The sequence below is a fragment of the Kosakonia pseudosacchari genome, from assembly GCF_900184035.1.
Taxonomy (GTDB): Bacteria; Pseudomonadota; Gammaproteobacteria; order Enterobacterales; family Enterobacteriaceae; genus Kosakonia; species Kosakonia pseudosacchari.
This window is the reverse complement of record NZ_FXWP01000010.1, coordinates 286265-307553: the sequence shown is the minus strand read 5'-3', so window position 1 is coordinate 307553 and position 21289 is coordinate 286265. Positions and strand designations below refer to the sequence as shown.

Sequence of the window (21289 nt, the reverse complement as noted above, 5' to 3'; positions counted from 1 at the left end):
ACAATTGAGAAACATAAAACAGGTAGATAAACAGAGATTATGGCAGGTTTGTATAAAATGAAGGATGAAAAAGGAAAAATAAAAGGGCAATAAAATATTGCCCTTTGCAATCAACTGATTATGACTGCAACAACCACATCACGATGGGTAATAAACCTTATAAATTGTTGAGATCAAGCACATCCCGCATATCAAAAAGGCCATTATTCTTTCCTTTCAGCCACAAAGCGGAGCGAACCGCACCATTGGCAAACGTCATGCGACTGGAGGCTTTATGTGTGATTTCAACACGTTCGCCAATATCGGCGAACATCGCGGTATGTTCGCCGACGATGTCGCCTGCACGTACCGTGGCAAAGCCAATTGAGCCGGGAACACGCTCGCCGGTATGCCCTTCGCGCGCATAAACCGCACACGTTTTTAAATCTTTATTCAGTGCGCCGGCAATCGCCTCACCCATCGCCAGCGCCGTACCCGACGGGGCATCGACTTTGTAGCGATGGTGCGCTTCGATAATTTCGATATCGGTGTAGCCCCCCATGACTTTCGCCGCTTTCTCCAGCAGTTTGAGCATGACATTGACGCCAACGCTAAAGTTGGCAGCAAAAACAATGGCGATATCGTGTGCCGCTTCGGTAATGGCCTGCTTGCCCGCGTCATCAAAACCGGTAGTGCCAATTACCATTCCTTTATGGTGCTGGCGGCAGAAAGCCAGATGTGCCAGCGTGCCTTCCGGGCGGGTGAAATCGATAAAGACATCAAAATCCTCTTTCACTGCCTCAAGACTGCTCTGCACGGTCACACCGGTTTTCGCCGCGCCAGCCAGTTCACCGGCGTCGCTTCCCAGCAGAGAAGAACCTTCGCGTTCCAGCGCCGCGCCAAGTTCAACGCCGTCCATTGCCAGTGTTGCCTGAATCAGCTGGCGGCCCATACGCCCGCCAGCACCCGCGATGGCTACGCGGATTGGTGCATCATGCATAGTTGTGCTCTTTTGTTAAAAAAATGCGTAAGAATCGTTTCCAGATTAACCAGCCCGTGTCGGGGCCACCAGCCGAAAACACCGATAATAAGAAATTAATGATATACAGCCGGAAATATCAGTAAAAGGCATGATACGACGAAGCGCGCGTTCAGAAAGGCTCATTGCACCGTGTAATACACAATAAGCTGACCTTTTTTGATTTTAATATTACTGATAACCACTTGACCAAGCGCCGCCAGCGAGGGGACATGGGTTCCGCCGCAGCCATAGGCGGGAAGATCGCCAAAACGCACGGTGCGACGTCCCGCGTCGAAGGTAACAATGCGAGGCAATGCAGCCGCCTGCCAGCGCGCGATGTGCTCGCTGAGCGCATCAATATCAGGCACGCTGGCACTGTCGGTTGCGTTAAATGTAATCCGCCCTTCTCCCGGCCAGTGGTGCGCTTTAATCGGTTGCCAGCCATGCAACTCTCCCGCATAACCAATCAAATGCCCGGCGGAGTGTAACTGGGTGTGTAGCGCCCTGGAAACCGCATCTACCTGTAAAGTGACCTCCTCGCGGGGCAAGGGTTGGGCCAGGAGATGAATAATCTCGTCATCTTGCTGAAGGACACTTTCAACCACGACGCCATTGATCCAGCCTGTATCCGCGGGCTGCCCACCGCCCTGTGGGTGAAAAAGGGTCTGATCCAGCACCACCGCATAACGGCCATCATCCTGCAGGCTAGTGCGTATTAATCGGGCGGTGCATTCCAGCGCATCGTGGGTGTAATAAAGACGTTCTGTCATCGGCTGTTCTCCTCTAAAGAAGAAGAGTATATTTCATACTCCCAAAGCGATAATCCTGCATGTATTCATTGCACCTTTGCCTGGTATGCACAAATGAATCTTTCTCTGCTTCCCGACCTTGCTACCTTTGTGTTGATCGTAGAACAAGGCAGTTTTTCCGCCGCTGCGCGGGTTTCCGGTGCCACACCTTCCGCTATCAGCCGCAGCGTATCGCGTCTTGAGCGCGAGTTAGGCAGCAAACTGTTGCACCGAACGACACGTAAACTGGCGCTTAGCGAGACGGGGAAAAGTGTCTATGAACATGCGCTGGACATGCTTGACGCCGCTCGCCAGGCAATAGATTCCGGTAGCAGCGCACAACAAATCGCACAAGGTAAGCTGACTATCAGCGTGCCCAAAGCGGTGGGCAGTTTTGTTATCCATCCGCTGATCCCCGAATTTCTACAGCGCTACCCGCAAGTGGATATCTGTTTACGTCTCGAAGATCGCTACATTGATTTGATTGATGGCGGTGTTGATCTGGCGTTACGCATAACCCACTCCCCCTCTCCAGGCCTGTATGGCAGAGCATTAATGCCGGTAACGCATGTCATTTGCGCGACCCCAGAATACCTGCGCCGCAACGGTACGCCATTACAACCACTGGCGCTGCGCGAACATAGCTGTATTAGCCTTGGCGAAACGCCAGCGGATGCGCGCTGGAAATTCCGTCGCGCCGGGAAAACAGAAACTATCACCACACAAGGGCGCTATGCGGCTAACCATACCGGTGTCCGCCTGGATGCCGTAAAACGACATTTGGGGATTGGCAGCCTTCCGCTCTTTACCGCGCAACACGCGCTGAGCCGTGGCGAGATTGTGCAAGTGTTACCCGAGTGGGAATTCATCAGCAGCTATAGCGGTGAACTGTGGTTGCTGTGGATGCGTAACCAGCATATGCCCGCCAGAATGCGGGCAATGATCGATTACCTGACAGAGAAAATGGCCGCTCAGGGAGCCAGCGCCAGCACTTCAGCCACCCAGTGACGGAAGCCGTCGACATCGATATCCAGCGCAACTTGCGCATTGGGCGGCAGTCCCAGTTTGCCTTCAATATCCACTACCGTGGTTCCGGTGGTGTATTGCCCCTGCGTTTCCACCGCAACAAAGCAGGATTTCAGCGTAAACAGTTCCGGACGTGCCAGCCAGGCGATAGCGCAAAGGTCATGCATCCGCAGCCCGGTTGCCATGCTGCCGCTACGGTAATGGCTAAACAGGGCATGCAACATTTTGCCGGTGTTGTTGAGCGCTGGTAGCGCCGCCAGATATTCCGGTGTCAACGTCGCGCGATTAGTCACATCCAGCCCGCACATCACGATCTCCAGCCCGCTAGTAAACACGCGCGCAGCGGCCTCGGGATCGATGGCGATATTGAATTCGGCATTGGGCGTAAAATTGCCGCGCCCGGCAGAACCGCCCATCATCACCAGGCGGCGAATATTGAACTGGCACTCCGGGTAGTGTGTTAACAATAGCGCAATGTTGGTTAACGGGCCGATAGTGACCAGCGTTACCGGTTCCGGCGAAGCCAGCAGTACGTCACGCATGGCCTGAAAAGCAGGAATAGCCAATGGCTGACGCTGATGTTCAATAAAATCGTAGCCATCCATACCGGACTCGCCATGTACGTCAGCGGCGCTATATAGCGGGCGCAACAGTGGTGTTGCCGCCCCCTGCGCCAGCGGGATATCCGCATGCCAGAAATTCAGTAGTTGCAGCGCATTGCGGGTAGTTTTTTCCAGCGAAACATTACCTGCAACGGTGGTGATAAGTTTGAGATCGCACTGTGGCGCGAACAGCGCGGCGGCAAGGGCAACGGCATCATCGATACCGGGATCGGTGTCGAGAATCATGGGTAAACGCATAACGCCTCCACAAAAATTATCCATAAAAAATGCCAGACTCAGTCTGGCATCTTCGCATAAAGCTTCGCGTAAAACGTTATTCGACTTCGCGAACATCCACCCGCAGCTCTTTTGGCACTTCGAAGACAATATTCTCTTCGCGCCCTTCCAGCGGGATCGCTTCGCCGCCGCCCAATTCCTGCAAGCGGACAATAACATTTTGCACCAGGATATCCGGCGCGGAGGCCCCGGCGGTAACGCCAACGCAGTTAATACCGTCTACCCATGCTTCCTGAATATCAGAAGCGTCGTCGATGAGATACGCCGCTTTCCCCATCCGCTGTGCCAGCTCGGCCAGGCGGTTAGAGTTAGAGGAGTTTTTCGAACCGACCACCAGCACCACTTCCGCCTGTTCCGCCAGCGCGCGCACCGCTTCCTGACGGTTGGTGGTGGCGTAGCAAATATCGTCTTTGCGCGGGCCGACAATCTGCGGGAAACGCGCACGCAACGCGTCAATCACATCTGACGTATCGTCGACGGAGAGCGTGGTTTGCGTCATAAACGACAGTTTGCCCGCGTCTTTGATATTCAGCGTGTCGACATCTTCCGGCGATTCAACCAGGTACATGCCCCCTTTCGGGTTGCTGTACTGCCCCATGGTGCCTTCCACTTCCGGATGCCCTGCGTGACCTATCAGAATCGCTTCTTCACCGCGACGACTGGCACGCGCCACTTCCATATGCACTTTGGTAACCAGCGGACAGGTGGCGTCAAAAACAGTCAAATCGCGGCTTTTCGCTTCGTTACGCACCGCCTGAGAGACGCCGTGCGCGGAGAAAATCAGGATCGCGCCATCCGGCACTTCGCTGATTTGCTCAATAAAGATTGCGCCCCGTTCGCGCAGGCTATCGACAACATAGCGGTTATGCACCACTTCATGGCGCACATAAATCGGCGCGCCGTAGAGAGCCAGCGCGTTTTCAACAATGCTGATAGCGCGGTCAACGCCGGCGCAAAAACCGCGCGGGTTAGCCAACAGGATCTGCATTTGTTTCCTCCAGTGCCGGATCAACTTCCAGCACATCGATATCAAAATGAACGGTTCGGCCCGCCAGCGGATGGTTAAAATCAACGGTAATCGAATCGCCGTTGACTTCACGGATCACGCCCGGCATTTCGCTGCCGTCCATTGCGGTAAAGAGCATAATCGCACCGACTTCCGGCTCACCGGCATCCATAAATTCACGGCGCGAGAAGTACTGAATCAGATCCGGGCTCGGCGTGCCGAATGCGGCGTCTGGCTCCAGAGAAAAGACTTTTTTCTCCCCGGCTTTCAGGCCAAGCAGATGTTGTTCCAGTCCTTCGGAGAGTGAACCGTCGCCAAGACGAAACAGCGCCGGTTTGCCATTGTTGCGGGTTGACTCGGCAAGAGAGCCATCTTCGAGCTTAAGCGTGAAGTGCACCAGCACCGCGCTATCGCTCTGTACGGATTTAGACATGCAGGTTGCTCTTTATGTTTTCGTGTTGTATTGCCCGGCAGCCATTGGCTAACCGGGCCTACAAAGCGGTTTGCTTATGCTTGTTTCTTCGCGGCCGTTGAGGGCAGGAAACCTTCCAGCACAATCAGCGCCGCGCCAATACAAATTGCGGTATCGGCAAGGTTAAAGGTAGCAAAATGCCAGTCGCCCATATAAAAATCGATCATATCGACGACAAAACCATGCCACAGGCGATCAAACAAATTACCCAGCGCGCCGCCAATGATCAGCGCATAGGCGATATTGTTCAGTTTTTGCGAGGCCTTAGCGCGATACATCAGCACCGCCAGCACCACGCAGATACCGATAGCGATACCCGCGAAGAACCAGCGCTGCCAGCCGCCGCTGTCCGCCAGAAAACTGAATGCCGCGCCATAATTACGCGCGTAGTGCAAATTAAGCGACGGGAACAGCGATACCGTATCCCCCAGAGCAAAGTTCTGGAGGATCAGGTATTTGCTGCCCAGATCGATAATCAGCACGACCACCACCAGCCACAGCCAGCGCAGCCCTGTTGAAGAGATCGATTTACTCATCAGGCAAACTTACGTTTTTCGCCGTCACCGGCGACGTTGCTTACACAGCGTCCGCAAATATCTGCGTGTTCCGCCACCTGACCGACATCGGTGGTGTAATGCCAGCAGCGCGGGCATTTCTCACCTTCGGCTTTGCTCAATGCGACTTTCAGCCCTTTGAGCAGCTCGCTCTGCTGTGCATCCGCAGAAGCGCTGGCATAATCCGCAACTTTCGCGCCGGAGGTCAACAGGACAAATCGCAATTCCTCACCCAGCGCAGTCAGCTTCGCTGCCAGTTCCGGCTCGGCAAAGAGCGTCACCGCCGCTTCCAACGAACCACCGACTTTTTTGTCGGCGCGTGCCTGCTCAATAACTTTGTTCACTTCGCCACGTACTTTCAGCAGCTCGTCCCAGAAGGCATCGTTCATCGCTTCGCTGTCAGCCAGGCCGAACAGACCTTCATACCATTCACCGGTAAACACATATTTCTCGCGGGAACCGGGCAGATAACCCCAGATCTCATCGGCGGTGAAGGACATGATCGGTGCCATCCAGCGCACCAGCGCTTCACAGATGTGATACAGCGCGGTCTGGCAGCTACGACGTGCCACACTGTCCGCTTTCGCGGTGTACTGACGGTCTTTGATGATATCGAGATAGAACGAACCCATTTCGATAGAGCAGAAGCGCATGAGGCGCTGCACTACTTCATGGAAGTCATAGGATTCGTAGGCTTTAACGATGTCTTCCTGTGCCGCTTTCGCGCAACCCACCGCCCAGCGATCCAGCACCACCATCTCTTCCGGTTTCACCATATCTTTTGCCGGATCGAAACCGTTCAGGTTCGCCAGCAGGAAGCGAGCGGTGTTACGGATACGGCGATAGCTGTCGGCGGCACGTTTGAGGATCTCGTCGGAAACCGCCATCTCACCGGTGTAGTCGGTAGATGCGACCCACAGACGCAGAATATCCGCGCCGAGTTTGTTCATCACGTCCTGCGGTGAAACGGTGTTGCCGATGGATTTGGACATTTTGCGTCCCTGACCATCAACGGTGAAGCCGTGCGTTAACACCTGGCGGTACGGCGCTTTGCCTTTCATCGCCGTGGAGATCATCAGCGAGGACATAAACCAGCCGCGATGCTGATCTGAACCTTCCAGATACATATCGGCTGCATGACCGACGAATTCCGGGCGCACATCAACAACAGAGGCGTGGGTTGAACCGGAGTCAAACCAGACGTCCAGCGTATCCGGCACTTTGACATAGTTATCGGCATCGTCGCCCATGATGTCGCGCGGGTCGAGATCCCACCATGCCTGAATACCGTCAACTTCAACGCGTTTGGCAACGGCTTCAATCAATTCCAGCGTGCGCGGATGCAGCTCTTCGGTGTCTTTATGTACGAATAGAGACATCGGCACACCCCAGGTGCGCTGACGAGAAATACACCAGTCCGGGCGGTTAGCAACCATCGATTCGATACGCGCCTGGCCCCAGTCCGGGATCCACTGCACGCCTTTGATTTCACTCAGCGACTGCGCGCGCAGCCCTTTCTGATCCATGCTAACGAACCACTGCGGCGTCGCGCGGAAGATGATCGGCGACTTGTGACGCCAGCAGCACGGGTAGCTATGCTGCATTTTTTCCACGTGCAGCAGCGCACCTTTTTCTGTCAGCAGCGCCACGATCAAATCGTTCGCTTTAAAGACGTTAACGCCATCCAGCGTCGGATAAGTTCCTGGCAGATAGGTACCATCCGGGCCAACCGGGTTGGCGATTTCCAGGCTGTATTTCAGGCTAATGGTGTAGTCATCCGGGCCGTGGCCGCCTGCGGTATGCACCGCGCCGGTACCGGCTTCCAGCGTAACGTGATCGCCGAGGATCGCCGGAACGTCGAAGTCGAGGAACGGGTGTTTAAAGCGCGTCAGCTCCAGTTCGGAACCTTTTACCGTACCCAGCACCGAATAATCAGCAACGCCGATGCGTTTCATCACGCTATCGACCAGATCTTTCGCCAGGATCAGCGCCTGTCCGTCAATCTGCACCAGCGCATACTCAAATTCCGGAGAAAGAGAAATTGCGCGGTTCGCAGGCAGCGTCCATGGCGTGGTGGTCCAGATAACCAGCGAAATTGGGCCATTAACGTTAGACGCACCAAATTTAGCTTTTACTGCGTTCTGGTCGACCGCGTGGAACGCGACGTCAATAGACGGAGACGTTTTGTCGTAGTACTCCACTTCCGCTTCTGCCAGTGCAGAGCGGCAGTCGACGCACCAGTGCACCGGTTTGGCACCTTTCAGCAAATGGCCGTTACCGATGATTTTACCGAGCGCGCGAATGATATTGGCTTCGGTTTTGAAATCCATGGTCAGGTAAGGGTGCGACCAGTCGCCTAATACACCGAGGCGGATAAAGTCTTTACGCTGGCCATCAACCTGTGTGGCGGCGTACTCACGGCATTTAGCGCGGAATTCGGCGGCGGTAAACTTCTCCCCCGGTTTGCCATATTCCTGCTCCACTTTCAGCTCGATCGGCAGACCGTGGCAATCCCATCCCGGAACATAAGGCGAGTCAAATCCTGCGAGTCCTTTGGACTTCACAATAATGTCTTTGAGAATTTTGTTAACCGAGTGACCAATATGAATGCTGCCATTCGCATATGGAGGGCCATCATGCAGAATGAAGGTTTTTTTGCCTTTTTTCGCCGCACGGATGATGCCGTACAGGTCATCATCAGTCCAACGCGCCAGCATTCCCGGTTCGCGCTTGGCGAGATCGCCACGCATCGGGAACCCTGTTTCCGGCAAATTCAGGGTAGATTTATAGTCACTCATCAGATTCTCGGTTCCGTATTTCGGTTTGATTAATACCACCAGGCCTTAAGAAGCCGGTTTAGATAGCCCAAAAAAGTCGCGGGCCGCTACCTCATCTCGGGCGATTTGCGCTTTCAGTTCGTCAAGCGAGGCAAATCGCTGTTCATTACGTAATTTTTTACGCAGTACTACATCTATATGGCGTCCGTAGAGATCCATTACAACGTCAAGCAAATGCACTTCCAGTTGCTGGCGCACACCCGCGACGGTTGGGCGAGTACCAATATTGGCAACGCCGGGAAGGACAGTATCGCCCAGTCCAGCCACTTCGACCGCATACACCCCTTTGACCGGGGAGACCTGACGGCGCAGCGGTAAATTCGCCGTCGGGAAACCAATGGTGCGCCCCAGTTCATCGCCGTGCACAACGCGCCCGGAAATGGTAAAGGGGTGCCCCAGTAAATTTGCAGCCAGTTCCAGGTTATCTTCCGCCAGCGCTTGCCGTACTGCCGTGCTGCTCACACGTACGCCGCCCTGGCAGAAGGTTTGCGTACTGGTGACGCTGAAACCGTACTTTTCACCGGCCTTCTGTAATAACAAGAAATCCCCCTGGCGACCAGCGCCAAAACGGAAATCGTCGCCGACGGCGAGGAATTTCACACCAAGTCGTTCAACCAGCAAATCGCTGACAAACGTTTGTGCAGTGAGCGCCGCAAAACGGCGATCAAAGCGCACGCAGAGCACGTAGTCCACGCCGCAATCGGCCAGCAAGCGCAGCTTTTCATGCAAGCGGGTCAATCGCGCAGGGGCTTTTTCCCCGGCGAACAACTCCAGCGGCTGCGGCTCAAAAATCATCACGACCACCGGCAGGCCACGGGCGCGCCCTTCGGCGCCAAGCCCTTGCAATAGCGCCTGATGGCCACGATGCACACCATCGAAATTACCAATAGTCAGCACACACCCATGCGGTGCCTGGCTGAGATTATGTATGCCGCGTATCAGCTTCATGTCTGGCTCAAAACAGTGAAAATCGTCGGATTATACCTTGTACAGCGGGCGACGTTAACCGACGATTGCCTTAACAACGCAGAAAGGGGAAGGATTTCATCGGGCTGTCTACCTGTGCCATGAAAATCTGCCTTAGATAACGATTTTTCTGGCGGAAAAGCTGTATTCGCGACACGCAAGCTGTTAGAATCCTGCGCCATCAATACGTAACGAGCGTTGTACTTTAACGGCGCTTATTTGCACAAATCCATTGACAAAAGAAGGCGAAAAGGGCATATTCCCCGGCCTTTGAATTGTCCATATAGATCATATTTGGGAGTTGGACCTTGGCTAATATCAAATCAGCTAAGAAGCGCGCCGTTCAGTCTGAAAAGGCTCGCAAGCACAACGCTAGCCGCCGTTCAATGATGCGTACTTTCATCAAGAAAGTATACGCAGCAATTGAAGCTGGCGACAAAGCCGCTGCGCAGAACGCATTTAACGAAATGCAACCGATCGTGGATCGTCAGGCCGCTAAAGGTCTGATCCACAAAAACAAAGCAGCGCGCCATAAGGCTAACCTGACCGCGCAGATCAACAAACTGGCTTAATCGCTACGTTGTTGGCTTTGTGAAAAAACCCGCTTCGGCGGGTTTTTTTATTTCTGCGCGGGTGTAAAAAGCGCGGCGTAATCCCGATTACAGATACGCTGTACCGCCGGATGCTGGATCATCCGTTCTGCGAAAATGGCGTGGTACTCCTCCATCACGTTTTCCACCCGACCGATTTCTACCATGCGATCGTCAGCATAGAAGTCATCCGCATATAACGTCGGTGCAACAAAAATGGCGTTATGCGCCGCACCAAAGGCTTTCATCAGCGCCGCATCATCAAACTCACCCAATATTTCCACCTGCAATCCCTGCGCGTTAAACCAGTTCAGTAGCTTACGACCAAGCATTGAACGACGGCCGGGTATCAACAGGCGTCGTTCTTCCAGGCAAGCCGGAAACGGTTTTTTGAGCGATGAATCGCTGCACCAGAAACTGACGCTGCACTCGCCAATTTTTACCGAGAACAGCCCTTCCTGCTGCGTGGAATCGATAGGGCAGTCAGAGATAATCATATCAAGCTGATGCTGGCTCAACTGTTCCAGTAGCAGTTCATGGGTGGATTCAAAGCAGCGCAAGTGAATCTGCTCCCCCTCCTGCACAACCGCATCGAGAATACCGCTTACCAGTTTTTTCGAGAGCGCATCGGCGATGCCAACATCAAACAGCAGGTTCGACTCTTTGCGGTAGTTAATGATGTCGAGCATCTCCTGGCTCAGAGTAAACATTTTGTCGGCGTAGCGGAAAACCAGCGCGCCCAGCTCGGTAGGTTCCAGCCCTCTTCCTTTACGCTTAAAAAGCTTGCCCTGTAAGCGATCTTCAAGCGCTTTGATCTGCCCGGTGATGGTTTGCGGCGTCAGAAAGAGCGCCTCCGCCGCGCCAACGACGGAGCCTTCCCGATAGACATGCCAGAAATAATAAAGATGGTTGTAATTGATGTACGACATCGTCCTTTGCCCTGCTCGCCGTCAGGCACGGATAATACGTGTGCGCAGCAGACAATAACCTGTTACCGCCGAAATAATAGAGCCCGTCAGGATCCCAAGCTTACTCCAGGCAACCATATCCGCATGCGCGTCGCCAAAAGCCAGCGAGGAGATAAATATCGACATGGTAAAGCCGATACCGCACAGCACGCCGACCGCCATAATTTGTTTGAACACCGCGCCCTGCGGCAATCTCGCCAGTTTCAAACGCAGAGCAAGCCAGCAAAACAGCGAGATCCCCAGCGGTTTGCCAATCACCAGACCGGCGATAATACCCAATGGCAAAATATCGCCAAGCCCGGCCAGGGACATGCCATGTAATGAGACACCCGCGTTCGCAAACGCGAACAACGGCAGGATCAGCCAGCCAACCCACGGGTTAATCGCATCCACCAGCTGATGTAACGGCGAGACGCCCTTTTCTTCACGGAGTGGGACAAAGAAACCGACTACCACACCCGCGAGCGTCGCATGCACACCGGATTTAAGCACCGCTGTCCACAATACAACGCCGACCAGCATGTAAAGACCAATGCGCCGAATATTCAACGCATTCATGATAGCAAGCACAACAATCGCGCCGGCGGCAACACTCAGTGCCAGCGTTGAGAGGTCGCTGGTATAGAACAACGCGATAATAATAATCGCGCCCAGATCATCAATGATCGCCAGCGCCATCAAAAACACTTTCAACACAGGCGGAACCCGGTTGCCCAACAACGCCAGCACCCCGAGCGCAAAGGCGATATCGGTCGCCGTGGGAATGGCCCAACCATGGCTCGCCAGGGGATTATCGTGATTGAACAGCAAAAAGATCAGCGCCGGAGCGACCATGCCGCCAAGCGCCGCGATAACCGGAAAGACGGCCTGCTGGCGGCTGGCGAGCGTGCCCTGAACCAGTTCATATTTCACTTCCAGACCGACCATTAAGAAAAAGACTGCCATCAACGCATCGTTGATCCATAACAGCATGTCTTTTTTGATCTCCAGCGAGCCGACTTTCAGCTCAACGGGCGTTTGCAGAAAAGAGCTGTATAAATCCTGCGTAGCACCGAGGTTGGCGCACAGCATCGCCAGTGCCGCCGCGATGATCAGTACAATGCCGCCCGAGGCATCGCTGCTAAAGAAGCGTTGCAATAATTTCATCTTGTTCTCCGATCCCTGTAACGTCGTGGCGGCTATCTTACTCCGCTCTAATCCTCGACAAAAACAGATTATTATTGCGGATAAACTCTCTTTTTCCGAGCAATTAAAACACTGATAAAAAAAGCCCGGCAGAAGCCGGGCCTGATCACACGTCATGAAGAAGAATTAACGAGTTAAATCGTCAAAGAATTTCTTCACGCCATCGAAGAAGCTTTTGGAACGCGGGCTGTTATTTTCGCCTGTCGGACCACCAAAGCTATCCTGCAAATCTTTGAGTAACTGTTTCTGTTTGTCGTTCAGGCCGACCGGCGTTTCTACTACCACGCGACACAGCAAATCGCCCTGTGCGCCGCCGCGAACGGATTTCACCCCTTTGCCGCGCATACGGAACAGTTTGCCCGTCTGGGTTTCGGTCGGTACTTTCAGCTTCACGCGACCATCCAGCGTCGGCACTTCGATTTCACCGCCCAGCGCCGCCATGGCAAAGTTGATCGGCACTTCGCAGTACAAGTTGTTACCTTCACGTTCAAAGATCGGATGCTGTTTCACCTGTACCTGAACGTACAGATCGCCTGCCGGTGCACCGTGCTCACCCGCTTCGCCTTCACCGCTTAAACGGATGCGATCGCCGGTATCCACGCCTGCCGGGATTTTAACGGACAAGGTTTTGGATTTTTCGACGCGACCGTGACCGTGACATTTGTTGCACGGATCTTTAATCAGCGTACCGCGGCCCTGACAGTGCGGACAGGTCTGCTGTACGGCAAAGAAGCCCTGGCGCATCTGCACCTGGCCAGAACCGTGACAGGTCGGACAAGTCTGCGGCTGCGTACCCGCTTTTGCGCCACTGCCGTGGCACACATCGCACTCTTCAAGCGTAGGAATGCGGATCTCTTTCGTGACGCCACGAACCGCTTCTTCCAGCGTCAAATCCATGTTGTAGCGCAAATCCGCGCCGCGCGCCGCACGCTGCCGACCACGGCCACCACCAAAGATATCGCCAAACACATCGCCGAAAATATCGCTGAAGTCCGCGCCGCCGCCAAAACCGCCGCCGCCGAACCCACCACCGCCCATGCCGCCTTGTTCAAATGCCGCATGGCCGTACTGATCGTAAGCCGCACGTTTTTGGGCATCAGTCAGGACTTCGTAGGCTTCTTTAATTTCTTTGAATTTGGCTTCGGCCTCTTTATCGCCCTGATTGCGGTCCGGGTGATATTTCATGGCCAGGCGTTTGTACGCCTTTTTGATTTCACGCTCTTCCGCTGTTTTCGGAACGCCTAAAATCTCGTAATAATCTTGCTTCGCCATCGGTTTATCTGCCCCTTAACATACGAGCACGGGCGTGGAGAAAACCCCGACGCCCGTGCTGGTTATCTACCCTGCATCAGGGCGATTATTTTTTGTCTTTTACTTCTTCAAACTCGGCGTCAACAACATCGTCGTCTTTCGCGTTGTTCGCGGAAGCATCAGCGCCCGCCTGCTGCTGCGCGTGCTGTTGCTGCGCGATTTCCAGCAGTTTCTGGGAAGCCTGCGCCAGCGCCTGCATTTTCGCTTCGATATCCGCTTTGTCTTCGCCTTTCAGCGCAGTTTCCAGCTCGCTCAGCGCAGCGTCGATAGCCGTTTTATCTTCAGCTGGCAGTTTGTCGCCGGCTTCTTCAACCTGCTTACGGGTGCTGTGCAGCAGATGATCGGCCTGGTTACGGGTCTGCACCAGTTCTTCAAATTTACGGTCAGCTTCAGCGTTTGCTTCAGCATCGCGTACCATTTTCTGGATTTCGTCCTCGTTCAGACCAGAAGAAGCCTTAATGGTGATCTTCTGCTCTTTACCGCTGTTTTTGTCTTTCGCAGAAACATGCAGGATACCGTCAGCATCGATATCAAAGGTCACTTCGATCTGCGGCATGCCGCGCGGTGCCGGGTTGATACCATCAAGGTTGAACTGGCCCAGCGATTTGTTATCGGATGCACGTTTACGCTCACCCTGCAGCACATGGATGGTTACCGCAGACTGGTTGTCTTCCGCAGTAGAGAACACCTGGCTGTGCTTGGTCGGGATAGTGGTGTTTTTGTTGATCAGCGCAGTCATTACGCCGCCCATGGTTTCGATACCCAGCGACAGCGGGGTAACGTCCAGCAGCAGAACGTCTTTCACTTCACCAGTCAGAACACCGCCCTGCACCGCAGCACCGATAGCAACGGCTTCGTCCGGGTTAACGTCTTTACGCGGCTCTTTACCGAAGAACTCGGCCACTTTTTTCTGCACCATCGGCATACGCGTCTGGCCACCGACCAGGATCACGTCGTTGATGTCAGATACGGACAGACCCGCATCCTGCAGTGCAACTTTCAGCGGCTCGATGGAACGGTTAACCAGATCTTCAACCAGGCTTTCCAGTTTCGCGCGAGTCACTTTGATGTTCATGTGTTTCGGACCAGTCGCATCTGCAGTGATATACGGCAGGTTCACGTCAGTCTGCTGCGCGGAAGAGAGCTCAATTTTCGCTTTTTCTGCCGCTTCTTTCAGACGCTGCATTGCCAGCGGATCGTTACGCAGATCGATACCCTGATCTTTCTTGAACTCTTCTACCAGGTAGTTGATCAGTCGGCTGTCGAAGTCTTCACCACCCAGGTGGGTATCACCGTTGGTTGCCAGAACTTCGAAGGTTTTTTCGCCATCAACTTCGTCGATTTCGATGATAGAGATATCGAAAGTACCGCCACCCAGGTCATATACCGCGATAGTACGGTTGCCAGTTTCTTTATCCAGGCCGTAGGCCAGCGCTGCCGCCGTCGGTTCGTTGATAATACGTTTAACTTCCAGGCCTGCGATACGGCCGGCGTCTTTGGTGGCCTGACGCTGCGCATCGTTAAAGTAAGCCGGAACGGTGATAACAGCTTCAGTTACGGGTTCACCCAGGTAATCTTCAGCGGTTTTCTTCATTTTTTTCAGCACTTCCGCAGAGATTTGCGGCGGCGCCATTTTGGTGCCTTTTACATCAATCCACGCATCGCCATTGTCGGCTGCGATGATTTTGTACGGCATAATAGCTTCGTCACGCTGGACTTCCTCGTCCTGGAAGCGACGGCCAATCAGGCGTTTGATCGCAAACAAGGTGTTTTGCGGGTTCGTCACTGCCTGACGTTTAGCCGGCTGACCTACCAGAGTTTCGCCATCCTGTGTATAAGCGATAATAGAAGGCGTGGTGCGATCGCCTTCGGCGTTCTCCAGCACACGAGCCTGAGCGCCATCCATAATGGCTACACAAGAGTTGGTTGTCCCAAGGTCGATACCAATAATTTTACCCATCTAAACGTCTCCACTAAAAATTCGTCATCATGTGGTTGTGAACCTGTAATAAGGGCGAAACGTGCGGTTTCAACTACCCTGTATTGTTTTTTTTCAGGTTCACACACTGCGGTTGACTACAAGATGGGGTCGCAAGCTCGCGCATCAAGGGGGAGCGATAAAAAATTTTTTAATTTACACCTGTTCAGATCATAGACAGGTGCATTGCCGCTATTTATGATGCCGCGCCCCGCCTCCTCAAGACTGACGCGGGGCTTTCATTTTCCCTTTTCATATTGATTTATTTTGAGGAATTATGGGCAACACTAAGTTGGCTAATCCGGCTCCGCTGGGCTTAATGGGCTTCGGCATGACCACTATTCTGCTTAACCTGCACAATATTGGTCTGTTCCCGATGGATGTCATTATCCTGGCGATGGGCATTTTCTATGGCGGTATCGCACAAATTTTTGCCGGCCTGCTTGAGTATAAAAAAGGCAACACTTTCGGCTTAACTGCATTCACCTCTTATGGCTCTTTCTGGTTGACGCTGGTGGCGATTCTGCTGTTCCCGAAAATGGGGCTGGCAGACGCAACCAACGGTCACTTCCTGGGCGTTTATTTAGGCATTTGGGGCGTCTTCACACTGTTTATGTTCTTCGGCACGCTGAAAGGCGCACGCGCGCTGCAATTCGTTTTCCTGAGCCTGACGGTACTGTTCGCGCTGCTGGCAATTGGTCACCTTGCTGATAACGAAGGCATTGTTCACGTCGCAGGCTGGATCGGTCTGGTATGTGGTGCCAGCGCTATCTATCTGGCGATGGGCGAAGTGCTGAACGAGCAGTTCGAACGCACCGTGTTGCCAATTGGTGAGAAGCACTAATTTCTCTGCAAACGGATAAAACAAAACGGAGCCATTTGGCTCCGTTTTTTTATGATTGCTGTACTGCGCCTTCAGCCACGTTATCCTGGTGATGAAGATCCTGGCGCAGCAAAATCCCCAATCCCAGTCCAAGCAGCGACAGCGCCAGCACGTACCATGCGGGAGCCATCGGCGAGACGCCCATCAGCATAGTAACGGCAATCGGCGTCAGCCCGCCGAAAATGGCATACGACACATTATAAGAGAATGAAATACCGGTAAAACGCACCGCTGCCGGGAAGGCGCGCACCATAACGTAAGGCACCGCGCCCACCACGCCAACGCACAGCCCGACCACGCCATATAAAATAAACAGCTGCTCAGGATGGCTGCCGACCAGGTGATAGAAAAACCAGCTGGAACAGGCAAGCAGAATACTGCCAACGATGAAGGTACGGCTGGAACCAAATTTGTCCACCAGCAGCCCGGCAGCAAGGCAACCCAAACAGAGCATCACGGTAGCAATACTGTTTGCTTGCAGTGTTACCGCAGGGGGGAAACCATACTGTTTCTGCAGCCAAACCGGCGACATCAGGATCACCACCACAATCCCGGCGGACAACAGCCAGGTCAGCAGCATCGAAACCACAACCGCTTTTTTATGTTTCAGCACCACGGATTTGACCGGCAACTCCTGCGCTAACGCCTTTCGCTGCTGCATCTCAAGGAAAATCGGCGTTTCCTGTAACCAGCGACGCAAGTACATGGCCACCAGGCCAAACGCCCCGCCCAACAGGAACGGAATACGCCAGCCGCCATCATGAATAGCCTGCTGCGTCATGCTGGTGTTCACCAGCGTGGCGACTACAGAGCCAAGCAAAATGCCTACCGTCAGCCCCGCTGTCAACGTCCCGCAGGCGATGCCAATGCGGCGAGCCGGAACATGTTCCGCAACAAAAACCCAGGCGCCAGGCACTTCGCCGCCAATCGCCGCGCCTTGCAGCACGCGCATAAACAGCAGCAGCAACGGCGCAACAATGCCCATCGAGGCATAAGTCGGCAGCAAACCAATTGCCAGCGTGGGCAGCGCCATTAGCAGGATACTGAGCGTAAACATCTTCTTGCGCCCGACCAAATCGCCGAAGTGTGCCATCACAATGCCGCCGAGCGGACGCGCCAGGTAACCCGCAGCAAAAATGCCAAAGGTTTGAACCTGTCGCAGCCATTCCGGGATATCCGCAGGGAAAAAGAGTTCACCAACAACTGTGGCGAAAAAGACAAAAATGATGAAATCGTAAAACTCCAGCGCGCCACCCAGCGCGGCCAGCGTCAGCGTTTTATAGTCTTGTCTGTTCAGAGGGCGTGTATAAGTTGACATAGCGAACCGTTTGTAAAGAGGGAGCGTTAATTTAATTATTACGGATTATGTAAATTAAAAATTACTATACCGTAAATAAATTAACACTCCATAGACGGCGGTGCTTATCTCATAAAAGACGACTTTTTAGGATAATGTTTCGCGCCTTGCGCTTTTAGGTCTAAAAGATGCTACTACTTGCGGATCAGTTTCAACATATGGCCCATCCAGTAACTGTACACAATACGGTACACTTGCAAAAATGCCCGGCACTTTCACTGCGCCGTCTTCGTCTTTTAGTCCTTCCAGCGTCTCTTTTATTGATTTCGGCTGACCGGGCAAATTGAGGATCAGTGCCTGCTTGCGGATCACCCCAACCTGACGGGAAAGGATCGCCGTTGGTACAAAATTGAGGCTGATTTGTCGCATCTGCTCGCCAAACCCTGGCATTTCGCGATCGGCCACCGCCAGCGTTGCATCCGGCGTCACATCGCGGCGCGCAGGCCCGGTTCCGCCGGTAGTCAGCACCAGGTGGCAACTCATTTCATCGACCAGTTCGCACAGGGTTTGCTCAATGATACTTTGCTCATCCGGGATCAGACGGGTTTCAATCTGAAACGGGGTAGTCAGGGCGCTTGCCAGCCATGCTTCCAGTGCAGGCAAACCTTTGTCCTGATAAACGCCGCTGGAGGCGCGATCGGAAACCGAAACTAAACCAATGCGTAGTGTGTCCATATTCATTCCGTACAAAAAAACAATTTAACGAAATGATACACGCTGAGGGGAAAGGCAAACAGAGCAGAGAGAAGAAGCGTGACCGGGAACCCGGCCACGCCTGATGATTACAGCAGATCGCCGATCATTTTTTCCAGTTTTTCCTGGTCAACGGCAAACTTACGGATACCGTCCGCCAGTTTATCAACCGCCATCGGATCCTGGTTGTGCTGCCACAGGAATTCCGCTTCGGTGATGCGCTCAGGACGCGCTTTCACTTCACCGGTGTAAGCAAGTTTACGTTCAATGGTGCCCGCGCTTTCAGACAGCTCTTTCAGCAGTGCCGGAGCGATAGTCAGACGGTCGCAACCTGCCAGCTCAATGATTTCGCCAGTGTTACGGAAGCTTGCGCCCATCACCACGGTTTCATAGCCGTGCTGTTTGTAGTACTGGTAGATTTCCGTGACGGAAACCACGCCCGGATCTTCTGCCGGTGCGTACTCTTTCTTGTCGGTATTGGCTTTGTACCAGTCGAGAATACGGCCAACGAACGGAGAGATCAGGAACACGCCAGCTTCAGCACATGCACGTGCCTGCGCAAAGGAGAACAGCAGCGTCAGGTTACAGTTGATACCCTCTTTTTCCAGCTGTTCCGCAGCGCGGATACCCTGCCAGGTGGACGCCAGTTTGATCAGGATACGATCGTTGCTGATACCTGCATCGTTGTACATTTTGATCAGGCGTTTTGCTTTCGCGATAGACGCGTCAGTGTCGTAAGAGAGACGAGCATCCACTTCAGTGGAGATACGGCCAGGGATCAGTTTGAGGATTTCCAGACCGATGTTCACCGCCAGGCGGTCTGTTGCGTCAACTACCTGCTGCGCACGATCGCTGCTCTGGCTGCGCGCCCAGGTTACGGCGTCGTCAATCAGTTTGCGGTATTCCGGGATTTGGGCAGCCCCAAGAATGAGAGAAGGGTTAGTTGTTGCATCCTGCGGCTGGTACAGCTTCATTGCCGCGATATCTCCGGTATCAGCCACGACTGTGGTGTACTGACGCAGGGAGGTCAATTTATCCGTCATGATAATATTTCTCTTTAAACGATACCCTAATACTCCACGCTAAGACCGACGACGCGTTGCTGCGCCTGGCGCATTAACGCGGCCAGCGCACCTGAACGAGAAGTATGACGAGTATACTTGTTAGGGGGATGTAACCGGTCTGCCCATGATGATAACACGACGCCTTGCCAGCGCAACCGCAGACAATGCTCTGAAAATTGTATGGTAAACTCACTCAATTAATTGCCTGCAAAGTGATGTGTACACGCCTGTAGCCACGTCCCCGGCCAACCCCCGGCATCAACAAGAGGAATGTTAATGCCTGAATTTTTCTCATTCATCAGTGAAATACTTTGGGGCTCATTGATGGTCTATCTGCTGGCGGCGGCAGGTATCTGGTTTGCTTTTCGTAGCCGGTTTGTCCCCTTCCGTTTCATTCGCGATTTTGGCCAAAGTCTGAAAAGCAGCCGTGTTGCACAGCCTGGCGCGCTCTCGTCGTATCAGGCGTTATGTCTGAGCCTTGCGACAAGGCTCGGCAGCGGTAACCTGGCGGGCGTGGCGTTTGCCCTGACCACCGGCGGCCCGGGGGCGATTTTCTGGATGTGGGTTTCCGCCATCATCGGCATGATCATTAGCTTTGCCGAATGTTCGCTGGCGCAATTATACAAAGAACGTGATGACAATCAGCAGCTGCGCGGTGGTCCGGCCTGGTATATGGAGCGCGGGCTGGGCATGCGCTGGATGGGCGTGCTGTTCTCCATTTTTTTGCTGCTGACCTATGGCCTGGTGTTTAACACCATTCAATCCACTGCAATGGCACAAGCCGCGCATTATGCGTGGAACGTGCCCGGGTTTATCAGTGGGATTGTGCTTGCTGCGTGTGCTTTCCTATTCATGCTCAAAGGGCTTAACAACGTTGCGCGCTTGATGCAGTGGATGGTGCCGGTCATGGCGCTGGCCTGGATTGTCGTCAGTTTTGGCGTCAGCCTGTGGCATGCCAATCTGCTGCCTGCTGTTCTTGTGAACATTGTTAAAAGCGCTTTTGGCTGGCAGGAAGCGGCAACCGGAACCATGGCTTACACGCTGAGCCAGGCCATCACCAGCGGTTTTCAACGCAGCATGCTCGCGAATGAAGCGGGCATGGGATCGTCCCCCAACGCCGCCGCCACTGCCGCATCATGGCCGCCACATCCTGTCGCCCAGGGGTTTGTGCAGATGATTGGCGTCGTGACCGATACCTTTCTGGTCTGTACTGCCAGCGCGCTTATTCTGCTGCTCGCGGGAACCGCGCCAGCCACAGGCGCGATCGACGGAACGCAATTGATGCAGCAGGCGATGGTGTCGCTGACGGGAAGCTGGGGCGCGGGTTTCGTTGCCGTCATCGTAGCGCTGTTTGCGTTTACCTCGATTGTGGCGAACTACACCTACGCGGAAAATAACCTGATCTTTTTGCGCCGTAATAGCGCAAGGAATATCTGGGTACTGCGCACGGCTGTTTTGCTGATGGTGCTGATAGGTTCGTTTTTCAGCCTGCCGCTAATCTGGCACATCGCCGATGTGATGATGGCGCTGATGGCGATTACTAACCTGACCGCGATCCTGCTGCTTTCGCCAGTGGTGAGAGTGCTGGCGCGTGATTACCAGCGCCAGCGTAAACTTGGCGTCATGCCTGTCTTTGATCCGAAGCGCTATCCGGAGATCAAACGCCAGCTGGCGCCGGGGAGCTGGGATGACATCCCCCGTTCGTAGCGCTA

At 53.9% G+C, this 21289-nt stretch carries 19 protein-coding genes; 4 read left to right on the top strand and 15 right to left on the bottom strand.

What is annotated here, in order from left to right; all coding sequences use genetic code 11:
• Positions 1-157: 157 nt before the first annotated feature.
• Together dapB and BN2591_RS07830 are read right to left on the bottom strand one after the other, a co-directional pair.
• Positions 158-979 (bottom strand): 4-hydroxy-tetrahydrodipicolinate reductase, encoded by an 822-nt coding sequence (gene dapB, locus BN2591_RS07835; protein ID WP_086870454.1) that lies wholly within the window; start codon positions 977-979, stop codon positions 158-160.
• Positions 980-1140: 161 nt separating this feature from the next.
• Positions 1141-1770, bottom strand: coding sequence for an alanyl-tRNA editing protein (locus tag BN2591_RS07830; RefSeq protein WP_086870453.1), 630 nt, complete (start codon positions 1768-1770; stop codon positions 1141-1143).
• Between the two features lie 93 nt (positions 1771-1863).
• On the opposite strand from BN2591_RS07830, the gene BN2591_RS07825 reads away from it, so the two are divergent.
• Positions 1864-2796 (top strand): LysR family transcriptional regulator, encoded by a 933-nt coding sequence (locus tag BN2591_RS07825; protein WP_086870451.1) that lies wholly within the window; start codon positions 1864-1866, stop codon positions 2794-2796.
• Here BN2591_RS07825 and rihC read toward each other — a convergent pair.
• The 6 genes from rihC to ribF all read right to left on the bottom strand — a co-directional run bounded on the left by rihC (position 2760) and on the right by ribF (position 9530).
• The gene (rihC, locus tag BN2591_RS07820) at positions 2760-3674 is read right to left on the bottom strand and encodes a ribonucleoside hydrolase RihC (protein ID WP_086870677.1); all 915 of its coding nucleotides are present in this window, start codon (positions 3672-3674) and stop codon (positions 2760-2762) included. The genes BN2591_RS07825 and rihC overlap by 37 nt on opposite strands.
• Positions 3675-3750: 76 nt before the next feature.
• On the bottom strand, positions 3751-4701 hold the full coding sequence (gene ispH, locus BN2591_RS07815; protein ID WP_017457879.1) for a 4-hydroxy-3-methylbut-2-enyl diphosphate reductase: 951 nt from the start codon (positions 4699-4701) through the stop codon (positions 3751-3753).
• Positions 4682-5152 (bottom strand): FKBP-type peptidyl-prolyl cis-trans isomerase, encoded by a 471-nt coding sequence (gene fkpB, locus BN2591_RS07810; protein WP_020456500.1) that lies wholly within the window; start codon positions 5150-5152, stop codon positions 4682-4684. The genes ispH and fkpB overlap by 20 nt, the downstream gene beginning before the upstream one ends.
• Positions 5153-5226: 74 nt before the next feature.
• The gene (lspA, locus tag BN2591_RS07805) at positions 5227-5727 is read right to left on the bottom strand and encodes a signal peptidase II (protein ID WP_086870449.1); all 501 of its coding nucleotides are present in this window, start codon (positions 5725-5727) and stop codon (positions 5227-5229) included.
• On the bottom strand, positions 5727-8543 hold the full coding sequence (gene ileS, locus BN2591_RS07800) for an isoleucine--tRNA ligase (protein WP_086870447.1): 2817 nt from the start codon (positions 8541-8543) through the stop codon (positions 5727-5729). The genes lspA and ileS overlap by 1 nt, the downstream gene beginning before the upstream one ends.
• 45 nt (positions 8544-8588) lie before the next feature.
• Positions 8589-9530 carry a bifunctional riboflavin kinase/FAD synthetase gene (gene ribF, locus BN2591_RS07795; RefSeq protein ID WP_086870445.1) on the bottom strand — a complete coding sequence of 314 codons (942 nt, stop codon included), beginning with the start codon at positions 9528-9530 and terminating at the stop codon, positions 8589-8591.
• A gap of 326 nt (positions 9531-9856) precedes the next feature.
• On the opposite strand from ribF, the gene rpsT reads away from it, so the two are divergent.
• Positions 9857-10120, top strand: coding sequence for a 30S ribosomal protein S20 (rpsT, locus tag BN2591_RS07785; protein ID WP_003856458.1), 264 nt, complete (start codon positions 9857-9859; stop codon positions 10118-10120).
• A gap of 47 nt (positions 10121-10167) precedes the next feature.
• Here rpsT and nhaR read toward each other — a convergent pair whose 3' ends face one another.
• From nhaR to dnaK, 4 genes are all read right to left on the bottom strand, one after another.
• Positions 10168-11067 carry a transcriptional activator NhaR gene (gene nhaR / locus BN2591_RS07780; protein WP_086870441.1) on the bottom strand — a complete coding sequence of 300 codons (900 nt, stop codon included), beginning with the start codon at positions 11065-11067 and terminating at the stop codon, positions 10168-10170.
• Between the two features lie 21 nt (positions 11068-11088).
• Complete coding sequence (gene nhaA / locus BN2591_RS07775; RefSeq protein WP_086870439.1) at positions 11089-12252, bottom strand: Na+/H+ antiporter NhaA; 1164 nt, start codon at positions 12250-12252, stop codon at positions 11089-11091.
• Positions 12253-12417: 165 nt separating this feature from the next.
• A complete protein-coding gene (gene dnaJ / locus BN2591_RS07770) occupies positions 12418-13563 on the bottom strand; it encodes a molecular chaperone DnaJ (RefSeq protein ID WP_017457872.1) in 1146 nt (381 codons plus the stop codon).
• An 85-nt stretch (positions 13564-13648) separates the two neighbouring features.
• Complete coding sequence (gene dnaK, locus BN2591_RS07765) at positions 13649-15562, bottom strand: molecular chaperone DnaK (RefSeq protein WP_086870438.1); 1914 nt, start codon at positions 15560-15562, stop codon at positions 13649-13651.
• Between the two features lie 295 nt (positions 15563-15857).
• On the opposite strand from dnaK, the gene satP reads away from it, so the two are divergent.
• Complete coding sequence (gene satP, locus BN2591_RS07760; protein WP_086870436.1) at positions 15858-16424, top strand: acetate uptake transporter; 567 nt, start codon at positions 15858-15860, stop codon at positions 16422-16424.
• 49 nt (positions 16425-16473) lie between these two features.
• Here the strand turns inward: satP and BN2591_RS07755 are convergent, their stop codons facing one another.
• The 3 genes from BN2591_RS07755 to tal form a co-directional block, all read right to left on the bottom strand.
• Positions 16474-17781, bottom strand: a complete 1308-nt coding sequence (locus tag BN2591_RS07755) for an MFS transporter (RefSeq protein ID WP_086870434.1) — start codon at positions 17779-17781, stop codon at positions 16474-16476.
• A 126-nt stretch (positions 17782-17907) separates the two neighbouring features.
• Positions 17908-18495, bottom strand: a complete 588-nt coding sequence (gene mog / locus BN2591_RS07750) for a molybdopterin adenylyltransferase (protein WP_086870432.1) — start codon at positions 18493-18495, stop codon at positions 17908-17910.
• 107 nt (positions 18496-18602) lie between these two features.
• Positions 18603-19556 carry a transaldolase gene (gene tal / locus BN2591_RS07745; RefSeq protein ID WP_017457867.1) on the bottom strand — a complete coding sequence of 318 codons (954 nt, stop codon included), beginning with the start codon at positions 19554-19556 and terminating at the stop codon, positions 18603-18605.
• A gap of 297 nt (positions 19557-19853) precedes the next feature.
• Here tal and BN2591_RS07740 point away from each other — a divergent pair, with 297 nt between their 5' ends.
• The gene (locus BN2591_RS07740) at positions 19854-21284 is read left to right on the top strand and encodes an alanine/glycine:cation symporter family protein (protein WP_086870430.1); all 1431 of its coding nucleotides are present in this window, start codon (positions 19854-19856) and stop codon (positions 21282-21284) included.
• Positions 21285-21289 lie beyond the last annotated feature (5 nt).

Coding starts and splice junctions, on each gene's coding strand:
- dapB (WP_086870454.1), bottom strand. CDS start 979: ATGCATGATGCACCAATCCGCGTAGCCATCGCGGGTGCTGGCGGGCGT.
- BN2591_RS07830 (WP_086870453.1), bottom strand. CDS start 1,770: ATGACAGAACGTCTTTATTACACCCACGATGCGCTGGAATGCACCGCC.
- BN2591_RS07825 (WP_086870451.1), top strand. CDS start 1,864: ATGAATCTTTCTCTGCTTCCCGACCTTGCTACCTTTGTGTTGATCGTA.
- rihC (WP_086870677.1), bottom strand. CDS start 3,674: ATGCGTTTACCCATGATTCTCGACACCGATCCCGGTATCGATGATGCC.
- ispH (WP_017457879.1), bottom strand. CDS start 4,701: ATGCAGATCCTGTTGGCTAACCCGCGCGGTTTTTGCGCCGGCGTTGAC.
- fkpB (WP_020456500.1), bottom strand. CDS start 5,152: ATGTCTAAATCCGTACAGAGCGATAGCGCGGTGCTGGTGCACTTCACG.
- lspA (WP_086870449.1), bottom strand. CDS start 5,727: ATGAGTAAATCGATCTCTTCAACAGGGCTGCGCTGGCTGTGGCTGGTG.
- ileS (WP_086870447.1), bottom strand. CDS start 8,543: ATGAGTGACTATAAATCTACCCTGAATTTGCCGGAAACAGGGTTCCCG.
- ribF (WP_086870445.1), bottom strand. CDS start 9,530: ATGAAGCTGATACGCGGCATACATAATCTCAGCCAGGCACCGCATGGG.
- nhaR (WP_086870441.1), bottom strand. CDS start 11,067: ATGTCGTACATCAATTACAACCATCTTTATTATTTCTGGCATGTCTAT.
- nhaA (WP_086870439.1), bottom strand. CDS start 12,252: ATGAAATTATTGCAACGCTTCTTTAGCAGCGATGCCTCGGGCGGCATT.
- dnaJ (WP_017457872.1), bottom strand. CDS start 13,563: ATGGCGAAGCAAGATTATTACGAGATTTTAGGCGTTCCGAAAACAGCG.
- dnaK (WP_086870438.1), bottom strand. CDS start 15,562: ATGGGTAAAATTATTGGTATCGACCTTGGGACAACCAACTCTTGTGTA.
- satP (WP_086870436.1), top strand. CDS start 15,858: ATGGGCAACACTAAGTTGGCTAATCCGGCTCCGCTGGGCTTAATGGGC.
- BN2591_RS07755 (WP_086870434.1), bottom strand. CDS start 17,781: ATGTCAACTTATACACGCCCTCTGAACAGACAAGACTATAAAACGCTG.
- mog (WP_086870432.1), bottom strand. CDS start 18,495: ATGGACACACTACGCATTGGTTTAGTTTCGGTTTCCGATCGCGCCTCC.
- tal (WP_017457867.1), bottom strand. CDS start 19,556: ATGACGGATAAATTGACCTCCCTGCGTCAGTACACCACAGTCGTGGCT.
- BN2591_RS07740 (WP_086870430.1), top strand. CDS start 19,854: ATGCCTGAATTTTTCTCATTCATCAGTGAAATACTTTGGGGCTCATTG.